25 protein-coding genes are annotated in these 25,383 nt (G+C 67.1%); 10 read left to right on the top strand and 15 right to left on the bottom strand.

Annotated features, from left to right (window positions below; genetic code table 11):
* Positions 1 to 375: 375 nt before the first annotated feature.
* Positions 376 to 1,206 carry a DUF8605 domain-containing protein gene (locus ACODS4_RS09045; protein WP_488862827.1) on the top strand — a complete coding sequence of 277 codons (831 nt, stop codon included), beginning with the start codon at positions 376 to 378 and terminating at the stop codon, positions 1,204 to 1,206.
* Positions 1,207 to 1,280: 74 nt separating this feature from the next.
* Complete coding sequence (locus ACODS4_RS09050) at positions 1,281 to 2,393, top strand: branched-chain amino acid ABC transporter substrate-binding protein (protein WP_488862829.1); 1,113 nt, start codon at positions 1,281 to 1,283, stop codon at positions 2,391 to 2,393.
* A 34-nt stretch (positions 2,394 to 2,427) separates the two neighbouring features.
* On the opposite strand, the gene ACODS4_RS09055 is transcribed toward ACODS4_RS09050, so the two are convergent.
* Positions 2,428 to 3,084 carry a CGNR zinc finger domain-containing protein gene (locus ACODS4_RS09055; protein ID WP_488862831.1) on the bottom strand — a complete coding sequence of 219 codons (657 nt, stop codon included), beginning with the start codon at positions 3,082 to 3,084 and terminating at the stop codon, positions 2,428 to 2,430.
* 64 nt (positions 3,085 to 3,148) lie between these two features.
* Positions 3,149 to 4,186 (bottom strand): DctP family TRAP transporter solute-binding subunit, encoded by a 1,038-nt coding sequence (locus tag ACODS4_RS09060; protein WP_488862833.1) that lies wholly within the window; start codon positions 4,184 to 4,186, stop codon positions 3,149 to 3,151.
* 116 nt (positions 4,187 to 4,302) lie between these two features.
* Here ACODS4_RS09060 and ACODS4_RS09065 point away from each other — a divergent pair, with 116 nt between their 5' ends.
* Complete coding sequence (locus ACODS4_RS09065; RefSeq protein ID WP_488862835.1) at positions 4,303 to 4,935, top strand: OmpA family protein; 633 nt, start codon at positions 4,303 to 4,305, stop codon at positions 4,933 to 4,935.
* A gap of 316 nt (positions 4,936 to 5,251) precedes the next feature.
* On the opposite strand, the gene tagF is transcribed toward ACODS4_RS09065, so the two are convergent.
* The 3 genes from tagF to icmH are packed head-to-tail and all read right to left on the bottom strand — an operon-like array spanning position 5,252 to position 9,469.
* A complete protein-coding gene (gene tagF / locus ACODS4_RS09070; protein WP_488862837.1) occupies positions 5,252 to 5,986 on the bottom strand; it encodes a type VI secretion system-associated protein TagF in 735 nt (244 codons plus the stop codon).
* Positions 5,986 to 8,028 carry a type VI secretion system membrane subunit TssM gene (gene tssM / locus ACODS4_RS09075; RefSeq protein ID WP_488862839.1) on the bottom strand — a complete coding sequence of 681 codons (2,043 nt, stop codon included), beginning with the start codon at positions 8,026 to 8,028 and terminating at the stop codon, positions 5,986 to 5,988. The genes tagF and tssM overlap by 1 nt, the downstream gene beginning before the upstream one ends.
* 10 nt (positions 8,029 to 8,038) lie before the next feature.
* On the bottom strand, positions 8,039 to 9,469 hold the full coding sequence (gene icmH / locus ACODS4_RS09080; RefSeq protein ID WP_488862841.1) for a type IVB secretion system protein IcmH/DotU: 1,431 nt from the start codon (positions 9,467 to 9,469) through the stop codon (positions 8,039 to 8,041).
* A 151-nt stretch (positions 9,470 to 9,620) separates the two neighbouring features.
* Between icmH and ACODS4_RS09085 the strand changes: the two genes are divergently transcribed.
* Complete coding sequence (locus tag ACODS4_RS09085) at positions 9,621 to 9,875, top strand: hypothetical protein (protein WP_488862843.1); 255 nt, start codon at positions 9,621 to 9,623, stop codon at positions 9,873 to 9,875.
* Between the two features lie 159 nt (positions 9,876 to 10,034).
* Here the strand turns inward: ACODS4_RS09085 and ACODS4_RS09090 are convergent, their stop codons facing one another.
* Positions 10,035 to 11,915 carry a potassium transporter Kup gene (locus tag ACODS4_RS09090; RefSeq protein ID WP_488862845.1) on the bottom strand — a complete coding sequence of 627 codons (1,881 nt, stop codon included), beginning with the start codon at positions 11,913 to 11,915 and terminating at the stop codon, positions 10,035 to 10,037.
* 297 nt (positions 11,916 to 12,212) lie between these two features.
* Between ACODS4_RS09090 and ACODS4_RS09095 the strand changes: the two genes are divergently transcribed.
* The 4 genes from ACODS4_RS09095 to ACODS4_RS09110 all read left to right on the top strand — a co-directional run bounded on the left by ACODS4_RS09095 (position 12,213) and on the right by ACODS4_RS09110 (position 15,260).
* Positions 12,213 to 13,718, top strand: a complete 1,506-nt coding sequence (locus ACODS4_RS09095) for a diguanylate cyclase (protein WP_488862847.1) — start codon at positions 12,213 to 12,215, stop codon at positions 13,716 to 13,718.
* A gap of 124 nt (positions 13,719 to 13,842) precedes the next feature.
* Positions 13,843 to 14,409 (top strand): hypothetical protein, encoded by a 567-nt coding sequence (locus ACODS4_RS09100; protein WP_488862849.1) that lies wholly within the window; start codon positions 13,843 to 13,845, stop codon positions 14,407 to 14,409.
* Between the two features lie 12 nt (positions 14,410 to 14,421).
* A complete protein-coding gene (locus ACODS4_RS09105) occupies positions 14,422 to 14,931 on the top strand; it encodes a hypothetical protein (protein WP_488862851.1) in 510 nt (169 codons plus the stop codon).
* 206 nt (positions 14,932 to 15,137) lie between these two features.
* Positions 15,138 to 15,260 (top strand): hypothetical protein, encoded by a 123-nt coding sequence (locus ACODS4_RS09110; RefSeq protein ID WP_488862852.1) that lies wholly within the window; start codon positions 15,138 to 15,140, stop codon positions 15,258 to 15,260.
* 17 nt (positions 15,261 to 15,277) lie between these two features.
* Here ACODS4_RS09110 and ACODS4_RS09115 read toward each other — a convergent pair whose 3' ends face one another.
* From ACODS4_RS09115 to ACODS4_RS09135, 5 genes are read right to left on the bottom strand one after another with little or no spacing between them, the layout of a single operon-like run.
* A complete protein-coding gene (locus tag ACODS4_RS09115) occupies positions 15,278 to 16,351 on the bottom strand; it encodes an alpha/beta hydrolase family protein (RefSeq protein WP_488863156.1) in 1,074 nt (357 codons plus the stop codon).
* A 44-nt stretch (positions 16,352 to 16,395) separates the two neighbouring features.
* Positions 16,396 to 16,824, bottom strand: a complete 429-nt coding sequence (locus tag ACODS4_RS09120) for a PspC domain-containing protein (RefSeq protein ID WP_488862854.1) — start codon at positions 16,822 to 16,824, stop codon at positions 16,396 to 16,398.
* A gap of 18 nt (positions 16,825 to 16,842) precedes the next feature.
* Positions 16,843 to 17,070 carry an envelope stress response membrane protein PspB gene (pspB, locus tag ACODS4_RS09125; protein ID WP_298374361.1) on the bottom strand — a complete coding sequence of 76 codons (228 nt, stop codon included), beginning with the start codon at positions 17,068 to 17,070 and terminating at the stop codon, positions 16,843 to 16,845.
* Between the two features lie 33 nt (positions 17,071 to 17,103).
* The gene (gene pspA / locus ACODS4_RS09130; protein WP_488862857.1) at positions 17,104 to 17,775 is read right to left on the bottom strand and encodes a phage shock protein PspA; all 672 of its coding nucleotides are present in this window, start codon (positions 17,773 to 17,775) and stop codon (positions 17,104 to 17,106) included.
* 17 nt (positions 17,776 to 17,792) lie between these two features.
* Positions 17,793 to 17,936 (bottom strand): hypothetical protein, encoded by a 144-nt coding sequence (locus ACODS4_RS09135; protein WP_488862859.1) that lies wholly within the window; start codon positions 17,934 to 17,936, stop codon positions 17,793 to 17,795.
* 175 nt (positions 17,937 to 18,111) lie between these two features.
* Here ACODS4_RS09135 and pspF point away from each other — a divergent pair, with 175 nt between their 5' ends.
* Entirely contained in the window at positions 18,112 to 19,110 is a 999-nt protein-coding gene (gene pspF / locus ACODS4_RS09140) for a phage shock protein operon transcriptional activator (RefSeq protein ID WP_488862861.1), read from the top strand.
* A gap of 169 nt (positions 19,111 to 19,279) precedes the next feature.
* Positions 19,280 to 21,532 (top strand): transglycosylase domain-containing protein, encoded by a 2,253-nt coding sequence (locus ACODS4_RS09145; protein ID WP_488862863.1) that lies wholly within the window; start codon positions 19,280 to 19,282, stop codon positions 21,530 to 21,532.
* On the opposite strand, the gene ACODS4_RS09150 is transcribed toward ACODS4_RS09145, so the two are convergent.
* The 4 genes from ACODS4_RS09150 to ACODS4_RS09165 form a co-directional block, all read right to left on the bottom strand.
* Positions 21,511 to 22,767, bottom strand: coding sequence for a TIGR03862 family flavoprotein (locus ACODS4_RS09150; protein WP_488862865.1), 1,257 nt, complete (start codon positions 22,765 to 22,767; stop codon positions 21,511 to 21,513). The two genes, ACODS4_RS09145 and ACODS4_RS09150, sit on opposite strands and share 22 nt — an antisense overlap.
* A 188-nt stretch (positions 22,768 to 22,955) precedes the next feature.
* On the bottom strand, positions 22,956 to 23,216 hold the full coding sequence (locus tag ACODS4_RS09155; RefSeq protein WP_488862867.1) for a hypothetical protein: 261 nt from the start codon (positions 23,214 to 23,216) through the stop codon (positions 22,956 to 22,958).
* Between the two features lie 212 nt (positions 23,217 to 23,428).
* Complete coding sequence (locus tag ACODS4_RS09160) at positions 23,429 to 23,626, bottom strand: DUF2783 domain-containing protein (RefSeq protein WP_488862869.1); 198 nt, start codon at positions 23,624 to 23,626, stop codon at positions 23,429 to 23,431.
* A 34-nt stretch (positions 23,627 to 23,660) separates the two neighbouring features.
* Positions 23,661 to 25,316 (bottom strand): FAD-dependent oxidoreductase, encoded by a 1,656-nt coding sequence (locus ACODS4_RS09165; RefSeq protein WP_488862871.1) that lies wholly within the window; start codon positions 25,314 to 25,316, stop codon positions 23,661 to 23,663.
* Positions 25,317 to 25,383 lie beyond the last annotated feature (67 nt).

Genomic DNA, 25,383 nt, shown 5'->3' on the forward strand with positions numbered 1-25,383 from the left:
TCGCAATTGCGCAAGAATTTAACGCCGAATGGTTCGATGAGTCCATCCTTGCTCGTAAAGACTGATGGGGGCGTCGCCAAGAACGCAGGGTTGCGCAGCGTTTGAACAGGATTTCAGCGGGGGTGATTGGCGTAAACTCACTTGAGTGCTTCTGGGCGATCATGTCTTTCTTGAAACAAACCCCTGAATATTGCAACGAAATGTAATATCGGCGATCTGAGCCGCGTTCGCTTTGCGTTGGCGCGCGGCTTCCGAGAAAGGGGAGAACGACGGAATCGACAACAAACCATCTAAATGTGTTTTGATGGTTATTCGGCTGTGCTAGGTTCGGGCCGTCGTTCACCCCCCTCCACGCACCCGATCCGGGGCCGCCCCATGCGTCTGCGCCGTATTCTGACGACCGCCCTTGTTCTGTCGGCTGTCTCGCTTCTCGCCCAGGCGGCGGAGGTCGGGCCGCTGCATGAGGGGGAAGCCATCGTCACTGGGCAGGAGGATGGGGCGGAGCGGCGGCGTGGCCTTGCCGAGGCGATGGCGCAGGCGATCGTTCGGTTGACTGGCGACGACGCGCTGTTGGACGACGCGCGAACCGCCTTTCTGCGCGATCACCCCGCCGATTTCGTGGCGACGCTGACCTACGAAGATCGTTTGGCCCGAAAAAAGGTGATGGACGAGCAAGGCACGCGGGAGCGCAGTTTTCGCCTGCGCGTCGCCTTCGATCCGGCGCGGCTCGACGCCGCCTTGACCGACGCCGGAATCCGTCTTTGGCAGGCGGATCGCTCGCCGGTTCTGGTTTTGCTGATGATCCGCGACTCGGTCGGGGCCTTTGTCCTGTCCCGCGCCGGAGCGCGCGGGGTCGGCCAGCGCGAGGCGCTGACGGCGACGGCGGCGTGGCGGGCGCTGCCGATCACGCTGCCGATCATGGACCAAGAGGATCTGGCGTTGATCGGCGCTGGCGATGGGGGGATCGCTCCCGCCGCCAGCGCCGCGTTTCGTCGACGCTACGGCGTTGACCGGCTGCTGCGGGGCAGGCTGGAGCTGACCGACGCCGGTCTGTGGCGCAGCCGCTGGTCATTTGACGCGGATTTCAACGACGCCGCCGACCCGGCGCCGTTGCCCGGCGGGGGCGGCGATGGGCTGACCTTTGACCGGGCCATTCATCAGGCCATCGCTGCGGGGGGACAGTGGATGGCCCGACGAGCGCCGTGATCTCCGGATCCGCCACGGTGTCCGGCGGTCACGGCGCGACACACCCACAACGCGCGAAACAGGGAGAAAAGAGCATGGTTAAAACATGGACCATCGCCGGGGGCGTGTTTGCGACCGTCCTGCTGGCGGGCGGATCGGCGAGCGCCGACGTGGTGATCGCGGTGGCGGGGCCGATGAGCGGCCAATACGCCGCGTTCGGCGATCAGATGCGGCAGGGCGCGGAGATGGCGGTCAAGCATTTGAACGCCGCTGGCGGCGTGGCCGGTCAAAAGGTGGTTCTGGAGATTGGCGACGACGCGTGCGACCCCAAACAGGCGGTGGCGGTGGCCAACAATCTGGCGCGGAAAAAGGTGGTGATGGTCGCCGGGCATTTTTGCTCCGGCTCCTCCATCCCCGCCTCGCAGGTCTATGTCGAGGAAGGCATCCTTCAGATTTCCCCGGCCTCGACCAACCCGACCTTGACCGACCGGGGTTACGCCACCGTGTTCCGCGTTTGCGGTCGCGACGACCAGCAAGGCCCCTACGCCGCCGATTTCCTGATGAAGACCTTCGCCGGAAAGCGCGTCGCCATCATTCACGACAAGCAATCCTATTCCAAAGGGTTGGCGGATTCGGTCAAGGCCAGCCTGAACAGGGCGGGCGTCCAGGAAAGCCTGTATGAGACCATCACGCCGGGCGAACGGGATTACACGTCGGTGGTGACGAAGTTGAAGTCGCTCAACGTCGATGTTCTGTATTATGGCGGCTACCACACCGAAGCGGCGTTGATCGTCCGCCAGATGCGCGAGCAGGGCCTCAACATTCCGATGATGTCGGGCGACGCGCTGAACTCCAACGAGTTCTGGAGCATCACCGGCGCGGCGGGAGAGGGCTATCTCTTCACCTTCGGCCCCGATCCGCGCCTGAAGCCCGAAGCCCAGACGGTCGTCGAGGCGTTCCGCAAAAGCGGTTATGACCCGGAGGGCTATACGTTGTACACCTACGCGGCGATCCAGGTCTGGGCCGACGCGGTGAAGACGGCGGGTTCGGTCAGCGCGCCGAAGGTGGCCGACGCGCTGCGCGCGGGCAGTTTCAAGACGGTGATCGGCGAGCTGGGCTTCAACGCCAAGGGCGACCGCAAATCCACCGATTACGTCGTCTATCGCTGGCATGAAGGCGCCTACACGCAGATCGCCGACAAGCCGTAACGATCCGCGAAACGGCCATGCCGACGCCGCGCGGTCAGTCTGACGCGCGGCGTTTGGCCGTTTGGGCGAATGTCTTTTGCTTGGCTCGGTTGCCGCACACGCTCATCTCGCACCAGCGGCGGGAGTTGTTTTTGCTGGTGTCGAAAAAGATCCAGCCGCAATGCTCGCCGTGGCATTGCTTCAACCGGCGCAGATCGCCGTCGCGCAGCAGGCCGACGGCGGACAGGGCGATTGGCCCCAGAATCGTCCACAGCCCCGGCGGGTTGGTTGGCCAAGCCCAGCGGAACCCGCCATCCTGCGGCGTCAGGGTCGCCGCCGCCAGCGCGGTGGCGGTCAGCGCGCTCAGCCGGGTGAGGGCGTCGGCGTCGGGCGATGTGTGGGCCGCCACCGCGCTGGCGATGGCGTGCACGCACTCCCGCAGTTCCAGCGCGCGGTCGAGCAGGTCGGGAATCTCCGGCGTCGGCCCGATGACGCGGGCGCGCAACGCCTCCGCCTCGCTTGTTTCCAGAATTCCGGCATGCTCGGCCCACAGCAGGACATGGTCCGGCGTGGTCAGGTGATCGCGCGCCTCCGGCCCGCCCCGGCCTGAGGCGGTGTTGGTGAAATCAAAGGCCAGCGCCCCGCCGATCAGCGGCAGCCGCGCGGCGCGCGGCAGGGCTTCGGCGTTCGGATCGGGGGCGGGAGCGGTCATGGGCGGTCGCGCTCAAAAGAAGCGGCGGCGCTCAGCGGATGGGCCGGGCGCCGCCGCTGGTTGGTCACTTGCGGGCGGCGATGGAGCTTTCCGCCGCCTTCACCAGATCGGGACCGATCTGTTTGGCCCACTTGTCATAGACGGCCTGGGTGGCCTTCTGGAACGCCTTCTGTTGATCGGCGGTGAGCTGGACGACGTCCACGCCCTGGGCGGCGATCTCTTTCAGCAGGCTGTCGTCGCCCGCCGCGATGCCCTTGCGGGACAGGGCGATTTCTTCGGTCGCGGCCTGGACGGCGGCGGCGCGCACGGCGTCTTGATCCTCCTTCGACCAGCTCGCCCAAACCTCCTTGTTGACGACGAAGATCAACGGATCGGCGACGTAGCCCCACAGGGTCAGATGCTTTTGGCCCAGCGTCGGCAGCTTGGCGGCGGTGAAGATGGTCAGCGGGTTTTCCTGACCATCGACGGCGCCGGTGGACAGGGCGGGCTGCGCGTCGGCCCAGCTCATTTGCGTCGGGTTGGCTCCCAGCGCGCTGAAGGTGTCGAGGTAGAGCGGCGAGCCGACGACGCGGATCTTCAGACCCTTCAGATCCTCCGGCGCCTTGATCGAGCGCTTGGAGTTGGAGATCTCGCGGAAGCCGTTCTCGCCCCACGCCACCGGCACCACGTCCTTGGTGGCCAGCAGGTCGAACAGTTGCTTGCCGACCGGACCCTGGGTCAGCGCGTCGATGGCCTTGTGGTCGGGCATCAGGAAGGGCAGGGAGAAGAGGTTCAGCTCCTTCACCTGCGGCGACCAGTTGATGGTCGAACCGACCGCCATGTCGATGGTGCCCTGGCGGAGCGCGGTGAATTCCTTGGTCTGGTCGCCGTTCACCAGCGAGGTGCCGGGATACATCTTGACGGTGATGCGCCCGTTGGTCTTCTCCTTGACCAGCTCGGCCCAGCGGTCGCCGCCGACGCCCCACGGGAAGGGCTTGCCCAGAACGGTGGAGAGCTTGTACTCCGCCTTGTAATCAGCGGCGGCGGCGGCGCCCGGCAGCAGAGCCGGAATGGTCAGCGCGGCCAACGCGAAGCCGGTGAGCAAAGCCTTCAACGATGTCATTCTTGTTTCCTCCCAAGCGCCTGGCGCGAAAGATACGGACCGGGATGGTACAGAGGCGCGCACAAGTCTTCCACGCGGAATTTGACGCGCGCGTCGGCAGGCCCGACAATGCGGCCATGCGCGTGATCCCTCTTGCTGGCCTTGCCGGGCTGTTGATCGCTGCGGCGTTTCCCGCCCTGGCCCAGACCTCGCCCCTGAACGCGTCTCCGATGACCGCCGTTCCCTTGGGGCCGAACCCCAGCGAGTGCGAGATTCAGGCGGCGCTGTTGGGCGTCGCCGGTCCCGGTTGCCCGCCCCTGCGGATGCAGCGCCCCGCCGCCCCGCCGCCCGCCGTGCTTCCGCCGCTGACCGCCGCCAAGCCTGGGACGATTGCCGCGCCGCCTCCCGCTCCGTCGGCGAAGCCGGAGCTGAAAGCGGCGTTCCGGGTGGAGTTCGATTTCAATTCAACGGCCATCCGACCCGAATCGCGGGTGATCCTGGACCGGGTGGCGGCGGTCATGACCGCGCCCGCCGCCGGAACGACCCGTTTCCGCGTCGTCGGCCACACCGACGCGGTGGGCGGCGACGCGGCCAATCTCGCTTTGTCGGAACGGCGGGCCTTGGCGGTGGTCGCCTATCTGACCGGCCATCACCACATCGCCGCCAACCGTTTGGAAGCCTCCGGGCGCGGAATGCGGGAGTTGCTGCTGCCCGATCAACCAACGGCGGCGGCGAATCGGCGGGTTGAGATTGTCAATCTGGGTGAGTGAGGGGGTGCGAGGATTTTTTTGACACAGATGGACACAGATGGACACAGATAAACACAGATTAAATAGGATATTGGGCGGGATGATTTTTGGCTGATAACCCAGAAATTTAATATAAAAATCGGAAATGATTTCGCCTGCCGCATTCTTTCATTGCATTGAGAGTGGTGAGTGTAATTTTCTTATAAAATCTGTGTATATTAATCTGTGTATATTAATCTGTGTATATTAATCTGTGTATATTAATCTGTGTCCATCTGTGTCAAAAAAACTAAGAATCGCGCAACTTGCCAAGTTCCTCTCGACCACAACGCCCCTCTTACTCCCCCGCGTCCTCCCAACCCCAGCGTTCCCACGCGCCGTCCAGGAAGGCGGTCAGGCGGGCGCCGTCGGGCAGGCCGTGGCAGGACAGCAGCGACGGGGCGACCCGGCCGCCGCCGCGCGTCCACCACAGGCTCGACCCCGCCGACAATGGCCCGGCCAGACGTTCGACCATGGCGATGGAGGCGGGATGGACGCGCTCCGGTTCCGGGCGTCCGAGGATGGCGAGGCGGGCGGGCAACCCTTCCACGTCGGCGCCCGCGCGACAGGCGTCGTCGGCGACCGCTTCGGCGCGGGTGAACCAACTGGCGCAGGCGGCGGGGGCGGCGGCCAGTTCCACCGTGTCGGGCAGGGTGGCGGCCAGCGTGAAGGGGTAGAGCCGCCCGACCCGGTCGGCGCTGGGCGTCAGCAGCCCGACCAACGGCGTGTCGCCGCACAGACCCGCCGACAAGGCGAAACGCCAGATGGGCGCGGCGACGAAGGCGCGCTCCCACCCGCCGCCCAACCGCCGCCCGGCCTCGCCCAACGCGCGCGACAGCCAATCGTCCCACGGCTCCAACACCTCGCGCGGCAGGCCATGGCCGACGAAATCGCCGCGCGCGGGCAGCTTGCCGTGGAAACCGACGCCGTAGAAACCGCCGCGCGGGTAATGGTCCCGCGTGTGGCCGAGGCCGCGCCACGCGGCGGGCGCCGCTCCGCGACTGGACGCGCGCAGGGCCAGATCGGCGGCCATCAGGGTTCCGCCGCGCGTGTTGGTTGGCTTTGCGCCAGCACTTCGTTGACGCGGGCGACCAGCGCGTCGTCGACGGGGATCGGCGCGAAGCCGATCTCGAACAACGCGGCCAGATGATCGCCCAGCGCCCGGCGGCGGGAATCGTTGGCCGGTCCCGCCAGGGTGCGTTGCCAGTCGATGGCCAGCCATTCGGCGAAATAGGCGGAGTCCATCGACTCTTCCCCCCCGACCATCCGATAGGCGCGCAGGGCCAGCCGCAGAATGTCGGGCCGCGCCCAGTTGGTGCGCAATTGCTCCTCCAGCCGCAAGACCAGCCGGGCGAGGAACAGGGTGCGCAGGGCGCGTTGATAGGCGTGATCGGCGGGCGGCGCGATGTGGGCGCCCTGATACAACCCGCCGGCCAGACCGGGCGCCGCCCAATGGGCGCGCTCCGCGTAGCCCAGCGGCAGAGCGCGCAACGCGTCCAGCGCGGGCAGGATGGCGGCGGCGTCGGTGTCGTCCACCCGCGTCAGCGAACGCGGCGGCGTGTCGAGGGGGCGCAACGCCTCCTCCACCCCGGCGGCGGCGGCGTCGGCTTGGGCCAGCAGCGCGGCGTTCCCACGATAGCTGGTGAGCCAGAAAGCCCCCAACAGCAGCCCGACGGTCAGCGCGCCGCCAACCGACAGGGCGGCGGCGCGGCGGCGGGCCTGTTCCAGCGCGCTGTCGACTCCGGCGAGATTCGCCTCTGGGAAGATCACCTCGGGCAGCAGCCGGTCGAGGAAATAGGTTTCGCTGTCTTCGTCCGTCGCGACCGCTGGGCCGGGTTGGCCACGCACCCCTTGGGTGGCGCTGGTCAAATAAACGCCGCGCAGCAGCGGCGCGCCGTCCACCGAGTCGGATGAAAAGGCGGTGTCGATCAGGTCGGCCAGCGCCGGTTCCAATTCGGCGACGCGCAAGGGAAAGGCGAAGGCGGCGGAACGCCTCTGGATGTCCGGCTCCTGATGCAACCGTTCAAGCAGCCGCTCGTCCAGCCGCTGGATCAGCCCGGCGAACAGGCCGTGAAAGGCGGGCAGCGGTCCGGCCAGGGATTCTTCGGCGGGAAAGGTCATGCCCCAGATTTGGGTGCGTCCCGCGCGGTCGAGCGGGTCGAAGAAGGTGGCGAAGCCCTCGACCAGATCGGCCTTGGTCAGCAGGACATAGACCGGCACGCGCAAGCCAAACTGGGTCCGCAGCTCCGTCAGGCGTTGCCGGATGGTGACGGCGTGGCCACGCCGCTCGGTGGTGCTCCAATGCGCCAAATCGGGCAGGCTGAGCGTCACCAGCACGCCGTTGGCGGGCTGGCGGGGCCGGTGCTCCTTCAACAGATTGAGCAGGCCGGACCACACCCGACCATCGACGGCGCGGCGGCTGTCCTGGGTGGTGTAGCGCCCGGCGGTGTCGATCAGAACGGCTTGGTCGGTGAACCACCAATCGCAATTGCGGGTGCCGCCCAGATTGGAAATCGGCTCGGCGATGTCGCCGCTGGCCAGCGGGGTTCCCAGCCGGGCGTTGGCGAGCGCGGTGGATTTGCCCGAACCGGGCGCGCCGATCACCAGATACCAGGGCAGTTGATAGAGATAGCGCCCGGTCCACCCGGCGCCGAACCGCTGCGTCTTCAGCCGGGCGAGAACCGCGTCGAACCGCTGGCGCACGGCGCCGATTTCGTCCAGCGAGGCGCGCAGTTCGGGGTCGTGGGCGGCGGCCAACGCCTCCACCAGCTTGGCGTTGGCGGCGCGCTCATGGGCGTCGATGTGGCGATTGGCGGCGACCCAACCGACCAACGCGGCCAGCAGAGGCAAAAGCCGCACGGTCCAATCGGTGTCGGCCAGATGCGGAACCACCAGCCAGCCGATCAGGCCAAGCAGCGCCGCCCCGCCCAGCGAGACGCCCCAGCGCACGCGGGTCGGCAGCGCGGCGGGCACGCCCGTGGGCAAACCGGCGGAAGGCCGGAGGGGCGATGATCCGTCCGCTGGTTTGGCGAGGCGGCGCAGCGGGGCGGGAAGGGGCAGGGTCGGCAGACGCATCGCAACCGCCTTACTGCGGATAGAGGCGGATGTCGATCCGCCGGTTGGAATCACGCCCGGCGGCCGTGCTGTTCAGCGCGATGGGTTCGCTGTCGGCCCGTCCCTCCGCCGACAGGCGGTTGGGATCAAGGCGGCGCTCCAGCAGCTTGCGCACCGCGTCGGCCCGCGCGTCGGTCAGGCTTTGCGCGCTGGGGAAGCGGCCCGTGCGCGGCGTCTGGTCGTCGGTGTGGCCGACCACCATGACATGGCCGGACTCCGGTCCCAGCGCTTGGCCGACGCGGTCGACGATGGCGCGGTGGCGGGCCTTCACCACCTCGCTGCCGGTGGCGAACATGGCGGCGGCGGGGATGCGGATGACCAGCGCGCCATCCTCCCCGGCCAGAACCTCCACCGCGCTGCTGCGGATTTCCGGGGCCAGCAGGCCGGTGACGCGGGCGATCAGGGCCGGACCGGCGGTCGGCGGCGGCGGCGGGGCGAGGCGGGCGATTTCGATGGGGCCGTCGGGCAGCAGAGCGGCGATGCGGGTGGCCACCGGCTCCGCCTGCCGGGCCAGCGAGGCCGACAATTGGCCGTAGAGAACCGCCAGCGCCAGCGCCACGACCGCCCAGGCGATCCAGGGCGGGACCGTCACCCTTAGGGGGCGAAAGCGTTCAGCCATGCCGCGCCAGGAGGGGGAGAGGGCGGGATCCCGCTCCCCACGCGCCCGGCGCAGGATGCGGTACAATTCATCGCGCAGATGGGCCAGATCATGGGCGCCGCGCGGCTTGTCGCGGTATTTGCCCTCAAAGCCCAGCGACAGGCAGGCGTAGAACAGCTCCAACTCGCGGCGGTGCAGACGGGGGTCGCCCAGCATGGTGTCGAGCAGCTCGAACAGTCGGTCGGGGCCGCCCGCGTCGGGGTCGATCTGGGCCGTCAAGCCGTCCTGCGCCCAGGCGCAGCGGGCGCCCCAGGGGGTGGCGCGAACCACGTCGTCCAAGGTGGCGCAGAGCGCGAAACGGGCGACCCGCAACTCCTCATGCCCCAAACCGGCGGCGGCGCCGTCAGACTCGAATCGACGCAGCGCGGCCAAAGCCAAATCGCGCACGCCGTCGGGATTCTCGTGGGTGGCGCGGTCGCGCAGAGAAGCGGCCAGCGCCAACACCGGGGCGGCGGCGCTCAACAGCGGGTTCAAGGCGTCGCGCAGCCGGGGTTCGGGCGGAAAGGCGGCGGGAGCGGAGGGCGGCGTCGGCGGGGCCGAGAGCGGCTCAAGCGATGGCGGACCAAGCCGCGCTGGCAAAGGCGCGAGCGGCGGCGCGTCGGGGTCGGACTGGCGGGCGGTCAGAAAATTCGGCATGGGTCGTTGGGCGACGCGCGGCTCCCGCCGCGTTCCGTCCGGCGTCGCGCCGTCCCGGCGGGATTCAAGCCACGGCCCGCCGTTGGCGAAACGGTCATCCAACCCCATGCTCTCCGGTCTTTCCGTTCACACGCCCAATCCTGTTGGACAGAGGTATAGCAGGCAAGCTCCGGCGAAGACATCCATCCGGCGCGGTCGGGGCGACAATTGGCCCGACCTTTGCGTGGGGTGGCGCGACATTTCGCCAATGGAGAGGCTCATGCCGAAATTCGACCTCTATGTCGTGCGGCCACCCGAAGGGTTGGCGACCATCACCGCCATATCCGAAGGAAAGCAAAAACAATCCGAAGCGGCTCTGCGCAATCTCAGCCGCTCAGGCTGCGTGGTGAAATCCTTGGGCGATATTGATCTGTCCTTTGTCAAAAGATCCGAGGCGCAGATCAAGATCGAGTTCGCCATCCGCAACATGTTCGCGGCGTCGCCCTACAAGCCGCCCGTTTCGATTGTCTGGTGAGTGGGGGGCGGAGGTCGTTTTGCCGCGCATCGGCAGTTCCTGCCAGAACCGGCAATTTTGACCGGCGGTTTTGACCAGGTCGGGCGCTTCCAGCCGAAGGCGGCGGAACTCATGCGGCGTTCCGCCCTCCTTCTGCCCTCGTCTTTGAAAAGGCTTATGTCAGATTTCCACCTGCATGCCCAATTCGACCACCCGGTTGGGCGGGATGCAGAAATACTCCGACGGGCTGGCCGACAGCTTGGACAGGAAGATGAAGATCGGCTCCTGCCATTTCGGCAGACCGATGGCCAGCCGCGAGCGGATCAGCGTTTCGCGGCTGACGAAATAGGTGGTCTCCATCGACTCGAAGGGCAGGCCGGGGATCTTTTTCTTTTCCAGGGCGTTGGGAAGGTCGGGCTCGTCCTTGAAGCCGAAATGGATGATGAGCCGGTAGAAACCCGCCGAATAGGGTTTCAACTCGAACCGCTGGGCGTCGGGCACATGCGGCACGTCCTCAATGTCCACGGTCAACAAGACGATGCGCTGATGCAGCACCTTGTAATGCTTCAGGCTGTGCAAAAGCCCAGGCGGCAGGCCGCGCGGGTTGCCGGTCAGAAACACCGCCGTGCCCGGAACCCGTTGGATCGAGCCGCCGCGCAAACGCTCCAGCAGAGAATCCAGCGGCAGCGCGTCTTCGGCCAGCCGTTGCCGCACCACTTCGCGTCCGGCCCGCCACGTCGCCATCAGCAGGAAGACCAGCGCGCCGATGACCAGCGGGAACCAACCGCCCTCTTCCACCTTGATGAGGTTGGACAGGAAAAAAGCGGCGTCGACCGACAAAAAGACCAAGGCGGCCAACGCCGCCTGCCACAGCGGCCAGCGGCCCAGACTGCGGGCGACCTTGTAAGCCAGCAGGGTGGTGGCGACCATGGTGCCGGTCACGGCGATGCCGTAGGCGGCGGCCAGATTGCTGGACGTCTTGAAGCTCAGCACCAGAGCCAGCACGCCGACCAGCAGCACCCAGTTGATCTGGGGCATGTAGATCTGGCCCTTCTCATGCTCCGACGTGTGGCGGACCTCCATGCGCGGCAGATAGCGCAGATGCATCGCCTGCAACGTCACCGAATAAGCCCCGGTGATGACCGCTTGACCGGCGATCACCGTGGCGGCGGTGGCCAGCAGCACCAGCGGCAATTGCGCCCAATCCGGGGCCAGATGGAAAAAGGGGTTTTCGATGGCCCCCGGCTCGCGCAGCAGCAAGGCCCCCTGGCCGAAGTAACACAGCAGCAGCGAGGGCAGGACCAGCGCGAACCACGCCAGCCGGATCGGCTTGCGCCCGAAATGCCCCATGTCGGCGTACAGCGCCTCGCCGCCCGTCACCGCCAACACCACCGCGCCCAGCAGCAGAAAGCCTTTCCAGCCATGGGTGAGCAGCATCTCCACCGCATGGCTCGGCCACACCGCGCCAAGAACCGCCGGGTATTGAGCGATCTGGCTGATTCCCATCACCGCCAACACCGCGAACCACAGCAGCATCACCGGGCCGAACAGCTTGCCGACCCGTTCCGTCCCGAAGCTTTGCAGAACGAACAGGCCGATCAGGATGGTGACGGTGATCGGGATGACGTATTCGTCGAACACCGGCTCGACCACCTTCAGCCCTTCGACCGCGCTCAACACGGAAATGGCTGGGGTGATGAGGCTGTCGCCGTAGAACAGCGCCGCCCCGACGATGCCGATGGCCATCACCGCGCGGGTCTTGCGATGACCGGGCCGCATGCCGCGCAGGGCCAGCGCGGTGAGCGCCAGAATGCCGCCTTCGCCCTGATTGTCGGCGCGCATGACGAAGACGACGTATTTGACCGTCACGGTGATGATGAGCGCCCAGAAAATCAGCGACAGCACGCCCAGGATGATGCCGGGCGACAGATCGAACCCGCCGCCCTGGGTCAGGCATTCGCGCAGGGTGTAGAGCGGGCTGGTGCCGATGTCGCCATAGACGACGCCCAGCGCCCCCAGCGTCATGGCGCGCAGCTTGGTCGCGTGCTCGCGGTCTGTCATGCTGGCTTCCATCGGCGTTCCTGTCGCTCGTCGCTCGTTTGAAGGGGGATGACCGTGTCGCGATCTTCGATCCCTAATGCGATGACGCGCCGCAAGGCAAGAGCCGAATGAGAAACGCGGAGTCTGGTCGAACGGCTCCCAAATTCAACAATCATATCCTGAGCGTCTTTTCTGGACTTTCCCGCAATCGGGCGCTGGGATGGCTCCCGGCGCAATTAGGGTTCGGAACCGTTGCATCGGCTTTGGCTAAATGCTTCCATCCCTACGTGTGCCAAGCTGTTTCCCGAGCCGGGGGCCATGTCCAACGAAGATCTGTTTGCTCAAGACGACGTCGCCCCACCTCTCGTGGCGGCCAGCGAAGCCAGCCCTTGGCTGGTTCTGGTCGTTGACGATGAGCCGGAGGTCCACGCCGTCACCCGTTTGGTGTTGACCCGGCTGCGCTATCGCGGGCGTCCTCTGAAGCTGTTGAACTGTCTGTCGGCGGCCGACGCCGAACGCGTTTTGCGCGAGACGCCGGACATCGCCATCATCCTGCTCGACGTCGTGATGGAGACGGAGGACGCCGGGCTGCGGTTGGTCCGCACCATCCGCGAAGAGATCGGCAACCAGGCGATCCGCATCATCCTGCGCACCGGCCAGCCGGGTCAGGCCCCGGAAGAGGATGTGGTCCTGGCCTATGACATCAATGATTACAAAGGCAAGTCGGAGCTGACCTCGCAAAAGCTGTTCACCAGCGTGGTCGCCGCCCTGCGCGCCTACACCGACATCGTGGCGCTGGAAACCAACCGGCGCGGCCTGCAACAGATCATTCAATCCACCGACCGCTTGTTCGAGCTGCGCAGCATGCAGCAATTCGCGGCGGGGGTTTTGACGCAACTGTCCGGCGTGCTGCGGGTCAAGCCCGACGCCATCCTGTGCGCCCAGCGTGAGCCGGAGAGCGGTTCCCTGACCGTGCTGGCCGGAGCCGGGCGCTACGCCGACGCGGTGGACAACCCCGACGCCGCGCTCAACCCCGTCGTCGTCGCTGGGATCAGCGAGGCGTTTCGCAGCAAGCGCGGGGTCTATGGCGCCGACGGCTCCACCCTCTACATCCGCGTGCCGGACGGGCATGAAGTCGCCGCCTGGATTCACACCGACCGCCCGCTCGACGGGGTGGACCGCGCGCTGGTCGAGGTGTTCGCGTCCAAGATCGCCATCAGCTTTTCCAACGTCAGCCTGTATGAGCGGTTGCGCGAGGCGAACGAAACGCTGGAGTTGCGGGTCGCCGAACGCACCCGCGCGCTGGAGGAGGCGAACGCCCGGCTGAACCGGCTGGCGACGCTCGATCCGCTGACCGGCGTGTGGAACCGTCGCCGTTTCCTGGAATTGGCTGGGGCGGAATTGGGGCGCGCGCGCCGCTATGGCCGCCATCTGGGGATTTTCCTGCTCGACCTTGACCGTTTCAAGCTGGTCAACGACACCTACGGCCATGCGGCGGGGGACGAGGTGTTGCGCACGGTGGTCAAGCGCACGCGGGAAGCGTTGCGGGCGTCGGACCACATCGCGCGTTTTGGCGGCGAAGAGTTCGTCGTTCTGTTGCCGGAAACCGACGAGGAGGGAACCTCCATCGTCGCCGAACGGGTGCGCGTTTCGTTGGCGCAGACGCCGGTTCTGACGGACGGGCGGGCCGTGCCGATCACCGGAAGCATCGGAGTCGCCAACTGGCTGCCGGATGAGGCGTCCATCGAGCAGACCCTGCGCCGCGCCGACAGCGCGCTCTACGCCGCCAAACAGACGGGCCGCAACCGCGTGGAACGCGGTTGACGGCGGCGGGCTTGTCGCAAGAGGTCAAAGATTCGCCGCAAAATGTTGCGCCGCCACCGTTGAACCCATAGGCCGTAAGAGATACTGATAGCTTCGGCAATCAGGCCGAGTTGGGCGCACATTCATGTGGCATGATTACACGCAGGCACTCATCACCGCGTTCGGGTTGGCTGGTCTTGGTTTCGCCATCGCCAAACTCGTTGTGGTGTTCGGCGAACGGGCCATCGAGAAACGGCATGGCACGTCTGGCGTGCGCGACGCCATTGTGCGGCGCGCCAAGCTGGAAACCAAGTTCGAGGCGCGCCGCAGCGACCGCGTGGCCGAGTTGAAGAAGGCCGACGACGCGGTCGAGGATGCGCTGCGTCGCCGCAAGGTGCTGGAACGGCAGATGAAAGACTCGCAGATGGCGGGCGAACGGCTGGTTCGTCTGATCGGCGAGGAGGTCAAGGGCACGCCTTGCTACATCGCCATGGTGGTCAACAAATATGTCGGGACCGCCACCTTCCAGCAGAAGCCCCACGCCTACATCGACCCGCACTGGTCTCAGCCGCAGATGGTCGAGGTGTGGGCCAAATCAATGACCGACGCGCGGGCGGAGGTCGAACGGCGTTTCCCTCCAGCCTTCGGCTATGTCATCACGCGCATGCAGGATGTCGGGGCCGCCGACACTTCGACCGCCAAGGCTGGCTGAGGACGACGCATCATGGCTTTTCTGTTCGCGGGGCTGGTTGGATTCGCTTCCCTGGCGGTGTCCTTGCTGTTGGCGTTGCGTCGTCTGAAGACGTCGGAGGAGCGCATCGCCAACGCGGTCAGCCGCAAGCAAACGCAGGTCGAGCGCATCAAGAAGATCGCCCGCGTCACGTTGCAGCAGGCGCGCGATCTGCGCGACGCCCGCCGTCGCAAAAGCATGGCGGAATTGGGGTGCGAGGAGTTGGAGCAGCGCTTGAAGGCGGCGGGGGCGGCGGATCGCCGGGTCTATGTGTTGGACGACCGGCGCACCGACACCGACGCGGCCTGGATCCTGCGAATCGTCAACATCGAATACAGCAAGCGGGTCAACGCCGACCTGGATCCCATCGCCCTGGACAGTTGGAAGCGTGGTCGCCGTTTCCTGGTCTGGGCGCAGGATGAGAAAAAAGCGCGGGAAAAGGCCAACTCGCGGTACCCCGAACAAAAGGGCTTCGCGATCATGGAGGTCGGGCCGCAACGCTAATGATTGACCGGCGGATCATCCGCTTGCGACCGTTTGACGCATCTGACATGAATCAAGGATCGGGGTGCGCTTGGGGTGTGACATCAGAGCGTCACATAGGGGTTGCTCCCGATGGGATGAGCGGTTGTTCATCGCTCTTTTCGCTACCATGTTGAAACCATCTTGTCGCACCATAGTCCGGTAGGCAGGGTTGATGGTGGAGGCCAATGATGGACGTCATTCTGCTCGGTGGTGCGATGGCCGTGGTTCTGGCCGGTGTGATCGCGACTCTTCCGGCGCTCAAGCCGGTTCCGATCCGCAGCCGTGACCGGCGCCGGTCGCGCCGGTAAGGCGCGCTTTCAACGCCTTAGGGCGTTGGCGGCATGATCGTGTTGAGGAAGCGCGACACCAGACTGGCGACCTGCCGGTGAATGGCGGCGCGGTCCCGTCCGTGGCCGTCGCGACAGATCATCCCATCCCCTGGCCGGTTCGCCTCCAACAAGGGGATGGCGTCCGCTTTGCAGACATTCAAGAAACTGAAATGGCTGGCGTCCTCGATGGCGGCGTAGTGTGTCGTCGCGGCGGGCATCTGGTCGGCCAGATGACGCGACTCCAGAGCCACAGGCATCCGCGCGTCGCCGGGACCGGCGGCGATCACCAACGCTGGCGTCGTCATGGCGGCGAGGCTGGCCGGATCGAATCCCTGTGACAAGCCCAGATCCAGCGTGACGATGGCCTGGACGCGCGCGTCCGCCAAGGGTTGCGACAGCGCGGCCAAATCTTCGGCGCCGGGCTGATCGGCGCCGATCTCGCGCCCACAGGCGGCCATCTCGGGATGGGCCTTGCAGGATTTCGCAAACCGCTGCGGGTCGAAGCGACCGCCCGCCAGCGCCACGGCGGTCCAACCACCCAGGGAATGGCCGATCACCGCCGCGCGCTGCGGCGCAAGACTGGGGCTGAGTCGCGGATCGTCGTTCAGCGCGTCGATGACGCGGCTGACGTCGCGCGGGCGTTCCCACAATTTGACCGCGCCGGGCGGAGCCATGTCGCGGCTGGTCGTTCCCGGATGGTTGGCGGCGGCGACGACATAGCCATGCGCCGCCAGATCCGCCGCCAACCATTGTTCGTTGGTCCAGTTGCCGCCATAGCCGTGCGACAGCACGACCAATGGGTGACGGCCCGGCTGCGGAACCGCGTCCACCAGCGCCGACACGCCGACGAAGGCCGGGTTGTCGCCGATCAGCGTGGCGTTTTGGCGGGGATCGTTGGTCGGGTACCAGACGGCGACCTCCAGGGCGCGATGCTGCGCCGTTTCCGGCACGGCCATCTTGCGGAAACCGACGGCGGGCGCGTCGGCGGCCCAGGCGGAACCGGCCTGGAAGGCCGCCATCGCCGCCATCAGGGCAAGCGGGATCCATCGGGAAGGGGCGGTTGGTCCCATCACGCGGTTTCTCCAGACACAAAAGAGGGGATCAAAAGAGGGGGTCAGCGATCCAGGTTGCGGATCGCGCGGTTCAGCTCGAACTCTTTGGACGCGACGAAGGCCTCGCACCCGGCGATGCGTTTTTCAAAATCACGGAAGCGCTGGGTCAGCCCGGCCAGACTGCGGTCGGGCTTGGTGGACACGGTGCGCCAGAAGGCTTCCTCTTCCGGGTTGCGGTAGAGCTGTTGCGGGCGCACCGGCAGGGCCATCATGGCGATTCCATAGCCGATCATCAGCGGGAAGGCGAAGAAACACAGCCCCACCCCCACCGCCAACCGGATGGCGAGCGGCTTGACCCCGAAATAATCGGCGATCCCGGCGCACACGCCGCCCAACACGCCCTGTTGCGGGTTCCGATAAAGCCGGTGCGGGTTGGGCGATTCAAACGGGGAGCCGTGAGGGGAGCCGGGGGGAGGCGACGAGCGGTCCATGATGGTCGTGCCCTTCTGTTAGATTTTGTTTCGCCAGGCGGGCGCTTCGCTGTCGAGCACCCGTTCCAGCGCGTGAATGCGGCCTTCCAGCCGGTTGGCGATCTCCCACAGTTCGGCGAGCAGTTGCTCGTCCTGCGCGCTCAGGCCGCGTTGGGCGCGCCATTGCGTGATGTAGTGGAAGACGATCCAAACCGGCGCCACCACCACCATGAACAGAACGCCGATGACGAACGCGAAGAACCCCATGGTCGATGGGCCTTTCCAGCCGGAGAGTCAGGATCAGGTGGCGCGGCGGGCGGCGATGCGGGCCTTCAGCGCGGCCAACTCGCCTTCCACCTTGTGGGTCGCCTCAAGCTCGGCCATTTCCTCGACCAGGCTCTTGGTCCGGCCAAGGTCGTAGGATTCGACGCGGCCTTCCATCTCGTCCAGATTGCGTTCGACCTGCTCGAAACGGGACAGCGCCTCGTTGATGCGGTCGTCGTGCAGGCTGCCGCGCAGCTTCACCCGGTTGGCGGCGGTCTGGGCGCGGGCGGTCAGCGCCTTTTCCCGGTTTTTGGCGTCGGTCAGCTTGGCCTGAAGCCGCCCGATGTCCTCGTTGGCCTTGGACAGCGCCGTTTCGACATGGATCAATTGCTCGGTCAAGGCGTCGGCCTCTTCGGCGATTTTGGATTTGGCGAGCAGGCAGCCCTTGGCCAGATCCTCGCGGTCGTGGGTCAGGGCCAGTTCGGCCTTGCGGTCCCACTCGTCGCGCTCACGGCGCAGATCGGCGACGCGGCGTTCGATCTCCTTCTTCTCCGCGATGATCTTGACGGTGGAGGAGCGGACCTCGACCAGCGTGTCCTCCATCTCCTGGACGATCAGGCGGATCAGCTTTTCCGGCTCTTCGGCGCGGTCCAGCAGGGAGTTCAGGTTCGACTGCACGATGTCGGTCAGGCGGGAAAAAATGCTCATGATCGGTGTCCTGTCGTTCAGCCGAGGATGGCGCCGACGACGATGCCGGCGAAGAAAAACAACCAGCTTTCCGCTGGGCGGGAGGCCAGAAACAGGCGGGCGCGCTGAAGCAGCGGGCCGACGTCGCTGTAACGGCGGCGATAGTCGTTGAAGTCGGTCATGGGTGATCTCCTTCCATGCGTCTCCCATCGCAACCGTCGTGCCAATCCCGCGCGGCGGGGGCGACGCCTTGCAAAGGCTGGGTTTTCCCCGGTCAGGCTGGGCATGGGACGGCTTGCCGAGTTGTGGATTTCGCGATAATTTGGTGAAACAGACGATAAAGTAGTAGAATTTGCGATGATGACCGCGCCGCCGCCCCTGTTGGGGGAATCCCCCGCCTTCCATGCGGCGCTGGCCCATGTCTCGCGGGTGGCTCCGCTGGAGCGTCCGGTGCTGGTGATCGGCGAGCGCGGCTCCGGCAAGGAGTTGATCGCCGCCCGGCTGCATTACCTGTCGCGGCGCTGGGACCGGCCCTTCGTGAAGGTCAATTGCGCGGCTTTGCCGGAAAGCCTGCTGGATTCCGAACTGTTCGGGCATGAGGCCGGGGCCTTCACCGGGGCCACCCGCCGCCAGATCGGGCGGATCGAACAGGCCGACGGCGGCACCCTGTTTCTCGACGAAATCGCCACCGCGTCCCCCGCCGTGCAGGAAAAGCTGCTGCGCGCCGTCGAGTATGGCGAGATCGAGCGGGTGGGCGGGCGCACGGCGACGGTGGATGTCCGGGTGATCGGCGCGACCAACGGCGATCTTCCGGCGCTGGCCGAGGCTGGGCGGTTCCGCGCCGATCTTCTGGACCGGCTGGCCTTCGACGTGGTGACGCTGCCGCCCCTGCGCGCCCGGCCCGAGGACGTCGCCCTGCTGGCCGGTCACTTCGCGGTGGCCATGGCGCGGGAGTTGGGGCGGTCTGTGTTTCCCGGCTTCACCGACGCGGCGCTTGAGACTTTGCAGGGCCATGACTGGCCGGGCAACGTGCGCGAACTGCGCAATGCGGTCGAACGCTCCGTCGCCGCCGCTGAACCGGACTCGCCGGTCGCCGCGATCATTCTGGACCCCTTCGCCTCGCCCTGGCGTCCGCAGCCGACGCGGCTGTCGGTTGAACCGTTGGTGGAGCCGCCGCCACCCCTTTCCGACGACGCGCCCGGCGGCTTGCTGGAGGAGTTGCGGGCGTTTGAGGCCGGGAAGCTGCGCGCGGCGTTGGAGCGGCACCGTTTCAACCAGCGCCAGACCGCCGACGCGCTGGGGTTGGGCTATCACCAGCTTCGCGGGATGCTGAAGAAGCACGGCTTGATCGGTTGAGCCGTGTCGCGGGGTTTGGGTGTGCGAAGCGTCATTCTTTCGCCACGGTCGCCGGGCAAATGATCGGCGGCCCGTTGCGGCCCTTTCCGCCGCGCGGTGGCGGGGGTTATATGGCGGGGATGCGGCGCGCGGCGTCGCAGTCGCCAACGCAAGGGGCTGGAAGCGCGCCGTGACCGCCGACCGACCGGATCAGCTTTTCGCGGGACCGCGCCCCGGCCACGCCGCCAAAACCGCGAAGACCGGGGGCAAGACCGCCGGATCCAAGCGGCCCGGCGGCGGGAAAGCCGCGCGCTTCTCTCTGGCGACGCTGCCGATCTTTGGCAAGCGCGGGGCGGGGAGTGCGCCGCCGCCGCCCTCTTATCCGCCGCCGCCTCCCCCTCCCAAGCCGCCGCGCAAGGCCGCCAAACCGCCGCCCAACCGTATGCCGTCCAACCGCAGCGAGCGGGCCGGGCTGTGGGTTGGCGTTCTGATTCATTGGGGCTTGGTGGTCGGCATCTGGTGCGGCGTTGGGCTGGGCGCGGTGTTGGCCTATTTCGCGCTGGATTTGCCGGACATTTCCAAGGTGGCGCAGTTCGAGCGGCGGGCCTCCGTCACCGTGCTGGCCGCCGATGGGACCGAGTTCGCGCGCTTTGGCGATCTGCACGGCACGACGCTGGGCGTGAAGGATCTGCCGCCGCATCTGATTCACGCCGTGCTGGCGATCGAGGATCGGCGGTTCTATTCTCATTTCGGCATCGATCCGATTGGCTTGGCGCGCGCGGTCTACGTCAATTGGCGCTCCGGTCGGGCGACGCAGGGCGGCTCGACCATCACCCAGCAGCTCGCCAAGAATCTGTTTCTGACGGCGGAAAAATCGCTGAAGCGCAAGATCCAGGAGGCGATGCTCGCGCTGTGGCTGGAACACCGCTTCACCAAGGACCAGATCCTCACCGCCTATCTGAATCGGGTCTATCTGGGGGCGGGAACCTTCGGGGTGGACGCGGCCTCGCGCACCTATTTCGGCAAACCGGCGACTCAGGTGGACATGCGCGAATCCGCCGTTCTGGCGGCGTTGCTGAAGGCCCCCTCGCGCTACGCCCCCACCGCCAACCCGGACGAATCCGCCGAACGCGCCCGCATCGTTCTGCTGGCGATGGCCGACGCCGGGTTCATCACCGCGCAAGAGGCGGAAACCGCCCGCACCACCCCGCCCGCGCCGCGCCGCAAGCCGGGCGGCGATGGCCGTTATTTCGCCGACTGGGTGACGGATCTGGTGTCGGGCTTCGTCGGGGCCGATCACGGCGACGTCGTCGTGCGGACCACGCTGGATTTGAAGATGCAGCGCGCCGCCGAACAGCGGCTGGAAACGCTGTTGTCCTCCTCCGGTCCCGCCGCCAACGTGCGGCAGGGGGCCTTGGTCGCCATGGCCCCCGACGGCGCGGTGCGGGCGCTGGTCGGCGGGCGCGATTATGACAGCAGCGAGTTCAACCGCGCCACCCAGGCGATGCGCCAACCGGGATCGGCCTTCAAGCCCTTCGTCTATCTGGCCGGGCTGGAGGCGGGATTGACGCCGGAAACCCTGATCGACGACGCGCCGATCCAGATCGGCGCCTGGAGTCCCGGCAATTACGACGGCAAATTCCGGGGGCCGATCACGCTGGCGAGCGCGCTGGCCCATTCGTCCAACACCGCCACCGTCCGGTTGATCGAGAAGGTCGGCACCGACCGCGTGCGCCGCATCGCCGCCGCGCTGGGCATCGGCACGCCGATGATTAAGGATCTGTCGCTGGCGCTCGGCACCAGCGAGGTGACTCTGTTCGATCTGGTTCGCGCCTATGCGGGCATCGCCAACCGGGGCGCGCCGGTCTGGGCCTACGCCATCAGCGAGATCAAGGGGGCGGATGGCGCGGTGCTCTACCGCCGCCAGGGCGGCGGGTCCGCCGCCGTCGTCGATCCGGCGCTGGCCGTGCAGTTGGCGCGGATGATGAGCGGGGTGATCGAGTTCGGCACCGGCAAAAGCGCCAGGCTCGACCGCCCGGCGGCGGCGAAGTCCGGCACGACGCAGGAATACCGCGACGCCTGGTTCGTCGGCTTCACCGCCGATCTGGTCGCCGGGGTGTGGCTGGGCAACGACAACAACGAAGCGATGAAGAAAGTCACCGGCGGCACGCTGCCCGCCAAGCTGTGGCAGGGCTTCATGATGGACGCCCACGCGGGCAAACCGCCGCGCCCGCTGCCCGGTCTGGACGGCGCGCCCGCCTGGAACGCGCCGATGGCGTCGGCGGGCGGCTTGCCCGGCGTCAGTCCAGTCAGTTCAGCGGTTCAAGGCCCGGTGGCGATCCCGCGCGAGGAGAGCGGCGGCATCGGCTCGCTCATCAGCAAACTGACCGGCGGCGGCAGCGCGCCGAAGGTTCAGTATGATTACGGAACGTCGCAGCGGTAGGGCGTGTCCAGGCGCGCGACGATCCCCCGGCCCACGGCGACGCCCATGGCGAAGCAGCCTTGCAGGAGATAGCCGCCGGTCGGGGCCTCCCAATCCAGCATTTCACCGGCCAGGAAAACGCCGGGCGCGCGTGTCAGCATGAACTGGTCGTCCAACTCCGACAACAGCACGCCGCCCGCGCTGGAGATGGCGCGGTCGATGGGGCGGACGCCGGTCAGCGGCATGGGCAGCGCCTTCAGGCTGCGGGCCAGCGCCGCCGGGTCGGACAGGGCGGCGGCGGGGGTGAATTCGCGCAGCAGGGCGGCGCGGACGCCGGTCAGGCCCAGCGCCTTTTTCAGGAAGGTCGCCAGCGATTCGGCCCCGCGCTGGCGCAGGCGGTTGAGAAGCACCGCTTCGGTCAGATCGGGCAGCAGGTCGAGCGTCAGGATGGCGTGGCCGTCCGCCGCGACGGCGTCGCGCAGCGGAGCGCTCAGCGCGTAGATTGCGCCGCCTTCGATGCCGCTGTCGGTGATGACGAACTCGCCCTTGATCCGCCGCCCGGCGGCGGACAGACTGACGCTTTTCACCGGCTGCCCGGCGAAGCGGGCGCGCAGATGGTCGGACCAGGGAACCTCAAACCCCATGTTGGACGGGCGGAACGGGGCGATCTCCACCCCGCGCGCGGCCAAAATCCCGGTCCATCGCCCGTCGGAGCCGGTGCGCGGCCAGCTCGCCCCGCCCAGCGCCAGCAGGGTGGCGCGAGGGGCCAGCGTGATGGCTTCGCCGTCGGCGTTTTCCACGGTCAGCCGCCCGTCGGCGTCCCAGCCGGTCCAGCGGTGGCGGCGGCGCAGGGCGACGCCCAGCCCGTCCAACCGGCGCAGCCACGCCCGCACCAGGGTGGACGCCTTCATGCCGACCGGAAAAACCCGCCCGCTGCTGCCGACGAAGGTCTCGACGCCCAGACCCGCCGCCCAATCGCGCAAGGCGTCGGGCGGAAAATCGGTCAGCAGGCGGCGGAACAGCGGTTCGGCGGCGCCATAGCGCGGCAGGAAACGGTCGAGCGGTTCGGAATGGGTGAGGTTCAGGCCGCCGCGCCCGGCCAGCAGCAGCTTGCGCGCCGGGCTGGGCGTTTGGTCGAAGATGACGACGCGCAACCCGGCGCTGGCCGCGATCTCCGCCGCCATCAGCCCGGCGGGACCGGCGCCGATCACCGCGACGTCGGGAGACGGGGCGGGGGATGGGGCGGGGGAGGGCATGGCGGGCTTTCGGGTGAGCGTGCGCGGCGGCTTTGCCCCCTCCCTAACCCTCCCCCGCTGTCGCGGGAGAGGGGACAGGCGGCGAAGAGGCAAACGCCCTCTCCCGCGCAGCGGGGGAGGGAGGGACCCGCGCGTCAGCGTGGGAGGGAGGGGGCAGGCGCGAGCGGGCGATCAAGCGTCCGCCCCGATCATTCCTCTTCGTCCTGCGCCACCTCGTCGGCGAGGTCGGCGGCGAGGTCGGCGAAATAGCCGGCGTCCACCTCCATGCCGTTTTCTTCGCAGATGCGCATGAAGACGCGGTAGGCGTGCAGAATCGCGACGTCAAGAACGGCGAGGTCGGCCTCTTCGCTGTGGCGATCCGTGACCTCCCGCTCTTGCAGGGTGGCGACGATGTCGTGCGCGGCGGCTTGCAGAACCGCGTCCATGGCTTGTTTGTGCTGGTTCGACATCGCGGGGGCGTCCTTATCTCCGGTCGTTGTTCGTCGCCCCATCGGACAGGACCGGCGCACAGGCCGATGGGGGTGGCCGACGTCGCGGCGGGCGTCAGGCGCGCTTGGGGCGCCGGGCTTCCGCGACAATCAGCCTCCCCCTTGTTGTAGAACCCTTTCCCAGCGACGAACAAGCCCCTTGCGGCGCTTTTACATGACGCCCTTGCGGCGCTTTACACCACGCCCTTGCGGGCGATGGCCAGGGCTTGCGCCACCACCTCGGCGTCGCCGATGTGGTTGGCCAGCAGCAGGATCAGCTTGGCGTTCAGCATGGCGCTCTGGTCGGGCGTCAGGTCGCGGTGGCTGTCGATCAGGGCCTGATAGACGTCGTCGGGGGCGGCGAATCGGGTGTCGGTGACAAGCGAGGCCATGGGGACGGAACTCCTGAAAACAGACAAGGAATGGTCAGCGACCGACGGCGCGGTTCAGCGCGGCGGACAGGGCGGCGGCGTCGAAGGCGCGCCAGCGGGCGGCGACATGCTGGTCGGGGCGGATCAGATAGACGCTGCCGGGCGTCAGGTCATAGCGCTCGCGCATCCGCCCGGCGCTGTCCACCAACTCGTTGGCGTGTCCGCTGCGGCGGTCGGTGACGGCGCGCCAGACCAGCGGCAGCGGCCCACGGGCCAGATCGTCCAGCGCGGCGGCGACCGTCGCCGGAACCGGCTCCGTCCCGGCGGCGTAGAGGACGACGAAGCGCCCGTCCAGCGCGTCCATCAGCCAACCGGCTTGGCCGTCGCGTTCCACCGGCGCGTCGGTGGCGGGGGCGCCCGGAACCATCTTGCCGCCGAAGACGTCACGGTCGGGCGTGTTGAGCGGGCTGTCGAGGTAGGTGGTCGGGGTGGACAGGCGCCCGGAATTCACCAGGGAGCGGGCGAAGGGAAACTCCTCGGCCAATTCCAGCACGGCGTCGCGGAACATGCGGCTCATCGCGCTTTTCGGGGTGATGAAGTCGGTGGAGCGGGTGGAGTTGAGGATGTTCTCCTTCGCCGCCGCCACCCGTTCGTCGGAATAGCTGTCGAGCAGGCTTTCCGGGGCCAGCCCGTCGATGACCAGCTTCAGTTTCCAGGCCAGATTGTCGGCGTCGGGCACACCGCTGTTGGCCCCGCGCGCGCCGAACGGCGACACCTGATGCGCCGAATCGCCCGCGAAAAACACCCGGCCCGCCCGGAAATTGTCCAGGCGGCGGCATTGGAAGGTGTAGACCGACACCCATTCCAGCTCGAACTGGGCATCGTCGCCCAGCATCGCCTTCAGGCGGGGGATGACGCGCTCGGGCTTCTTTTCCTCCTCCGGGTCGGCGTCCCACCCCAGTTGGAAGTCGATGCGCCACACATTGTCAGGCTGCATGTGCAGCAGGGCCGATTGCTTGCGGTGGAACGGCGGGTCGAACCAGAACCAGCGTTCGGCGGGGAAGTCGGCCTTCATGATGACGTCGGCGATCAGGAAGCGGTCCTTGAACACCTCCCCCTGGAACTCCAGCCCCAGCATCTTGCGCACCGAGGATTTCGCCCCGTCGCAGGCGATCACCCAATCGGCCTCCAGCGCGTAGACCCCGTCGGGGGTTTCCACCTGCAAGACGGCGTGGTCGGCCTCCTGCTTCACGGACAGGACGCGCGACAGCCAACGCAGGTCGATGAGATCCTGCTTTTGGGTCTCGGCGACCAGATAATCCTCCAGGTAATATTGCTGAAGGTTGATGAAGGCCGGGATCTTGTGGTCCGGCTCCGGCAGCAGGTCGAATTGATAGACCAGACCGTCGCCGTTGAAGACCTTGCCGATCTTCCACACCACGCCCTTGTCGATCATCCGTCGCCCGGCCCCCAGCCGGTCCCACACCTCCAACGCGCGCTTGGCGTAGCAGACTGCGCGGCTGCCGACGCTGACCGTGTCCTCGGCGTCGATCACCACCACCGGCACGCCCTTTTGCGCCAGATCGATGGCGGCGGTCAGGCCGACCGGCCCGGCCCCGACGACGACCACCGGATGACGGGGCCGCGCGCCGGTGCGCTGCTCCACCGACGGCTGGTAGGGAAATTTCGGATAGCTGTAGGCCGCATGCATGGATGTTTCCCCCTGGGGATGGCTTTGGGCGGATTGTTATTGTTGCGAACGATACAGTTTCATTTGA

This window comes from Azospirillum sp. FG154 (assembly GCF_057809575.1).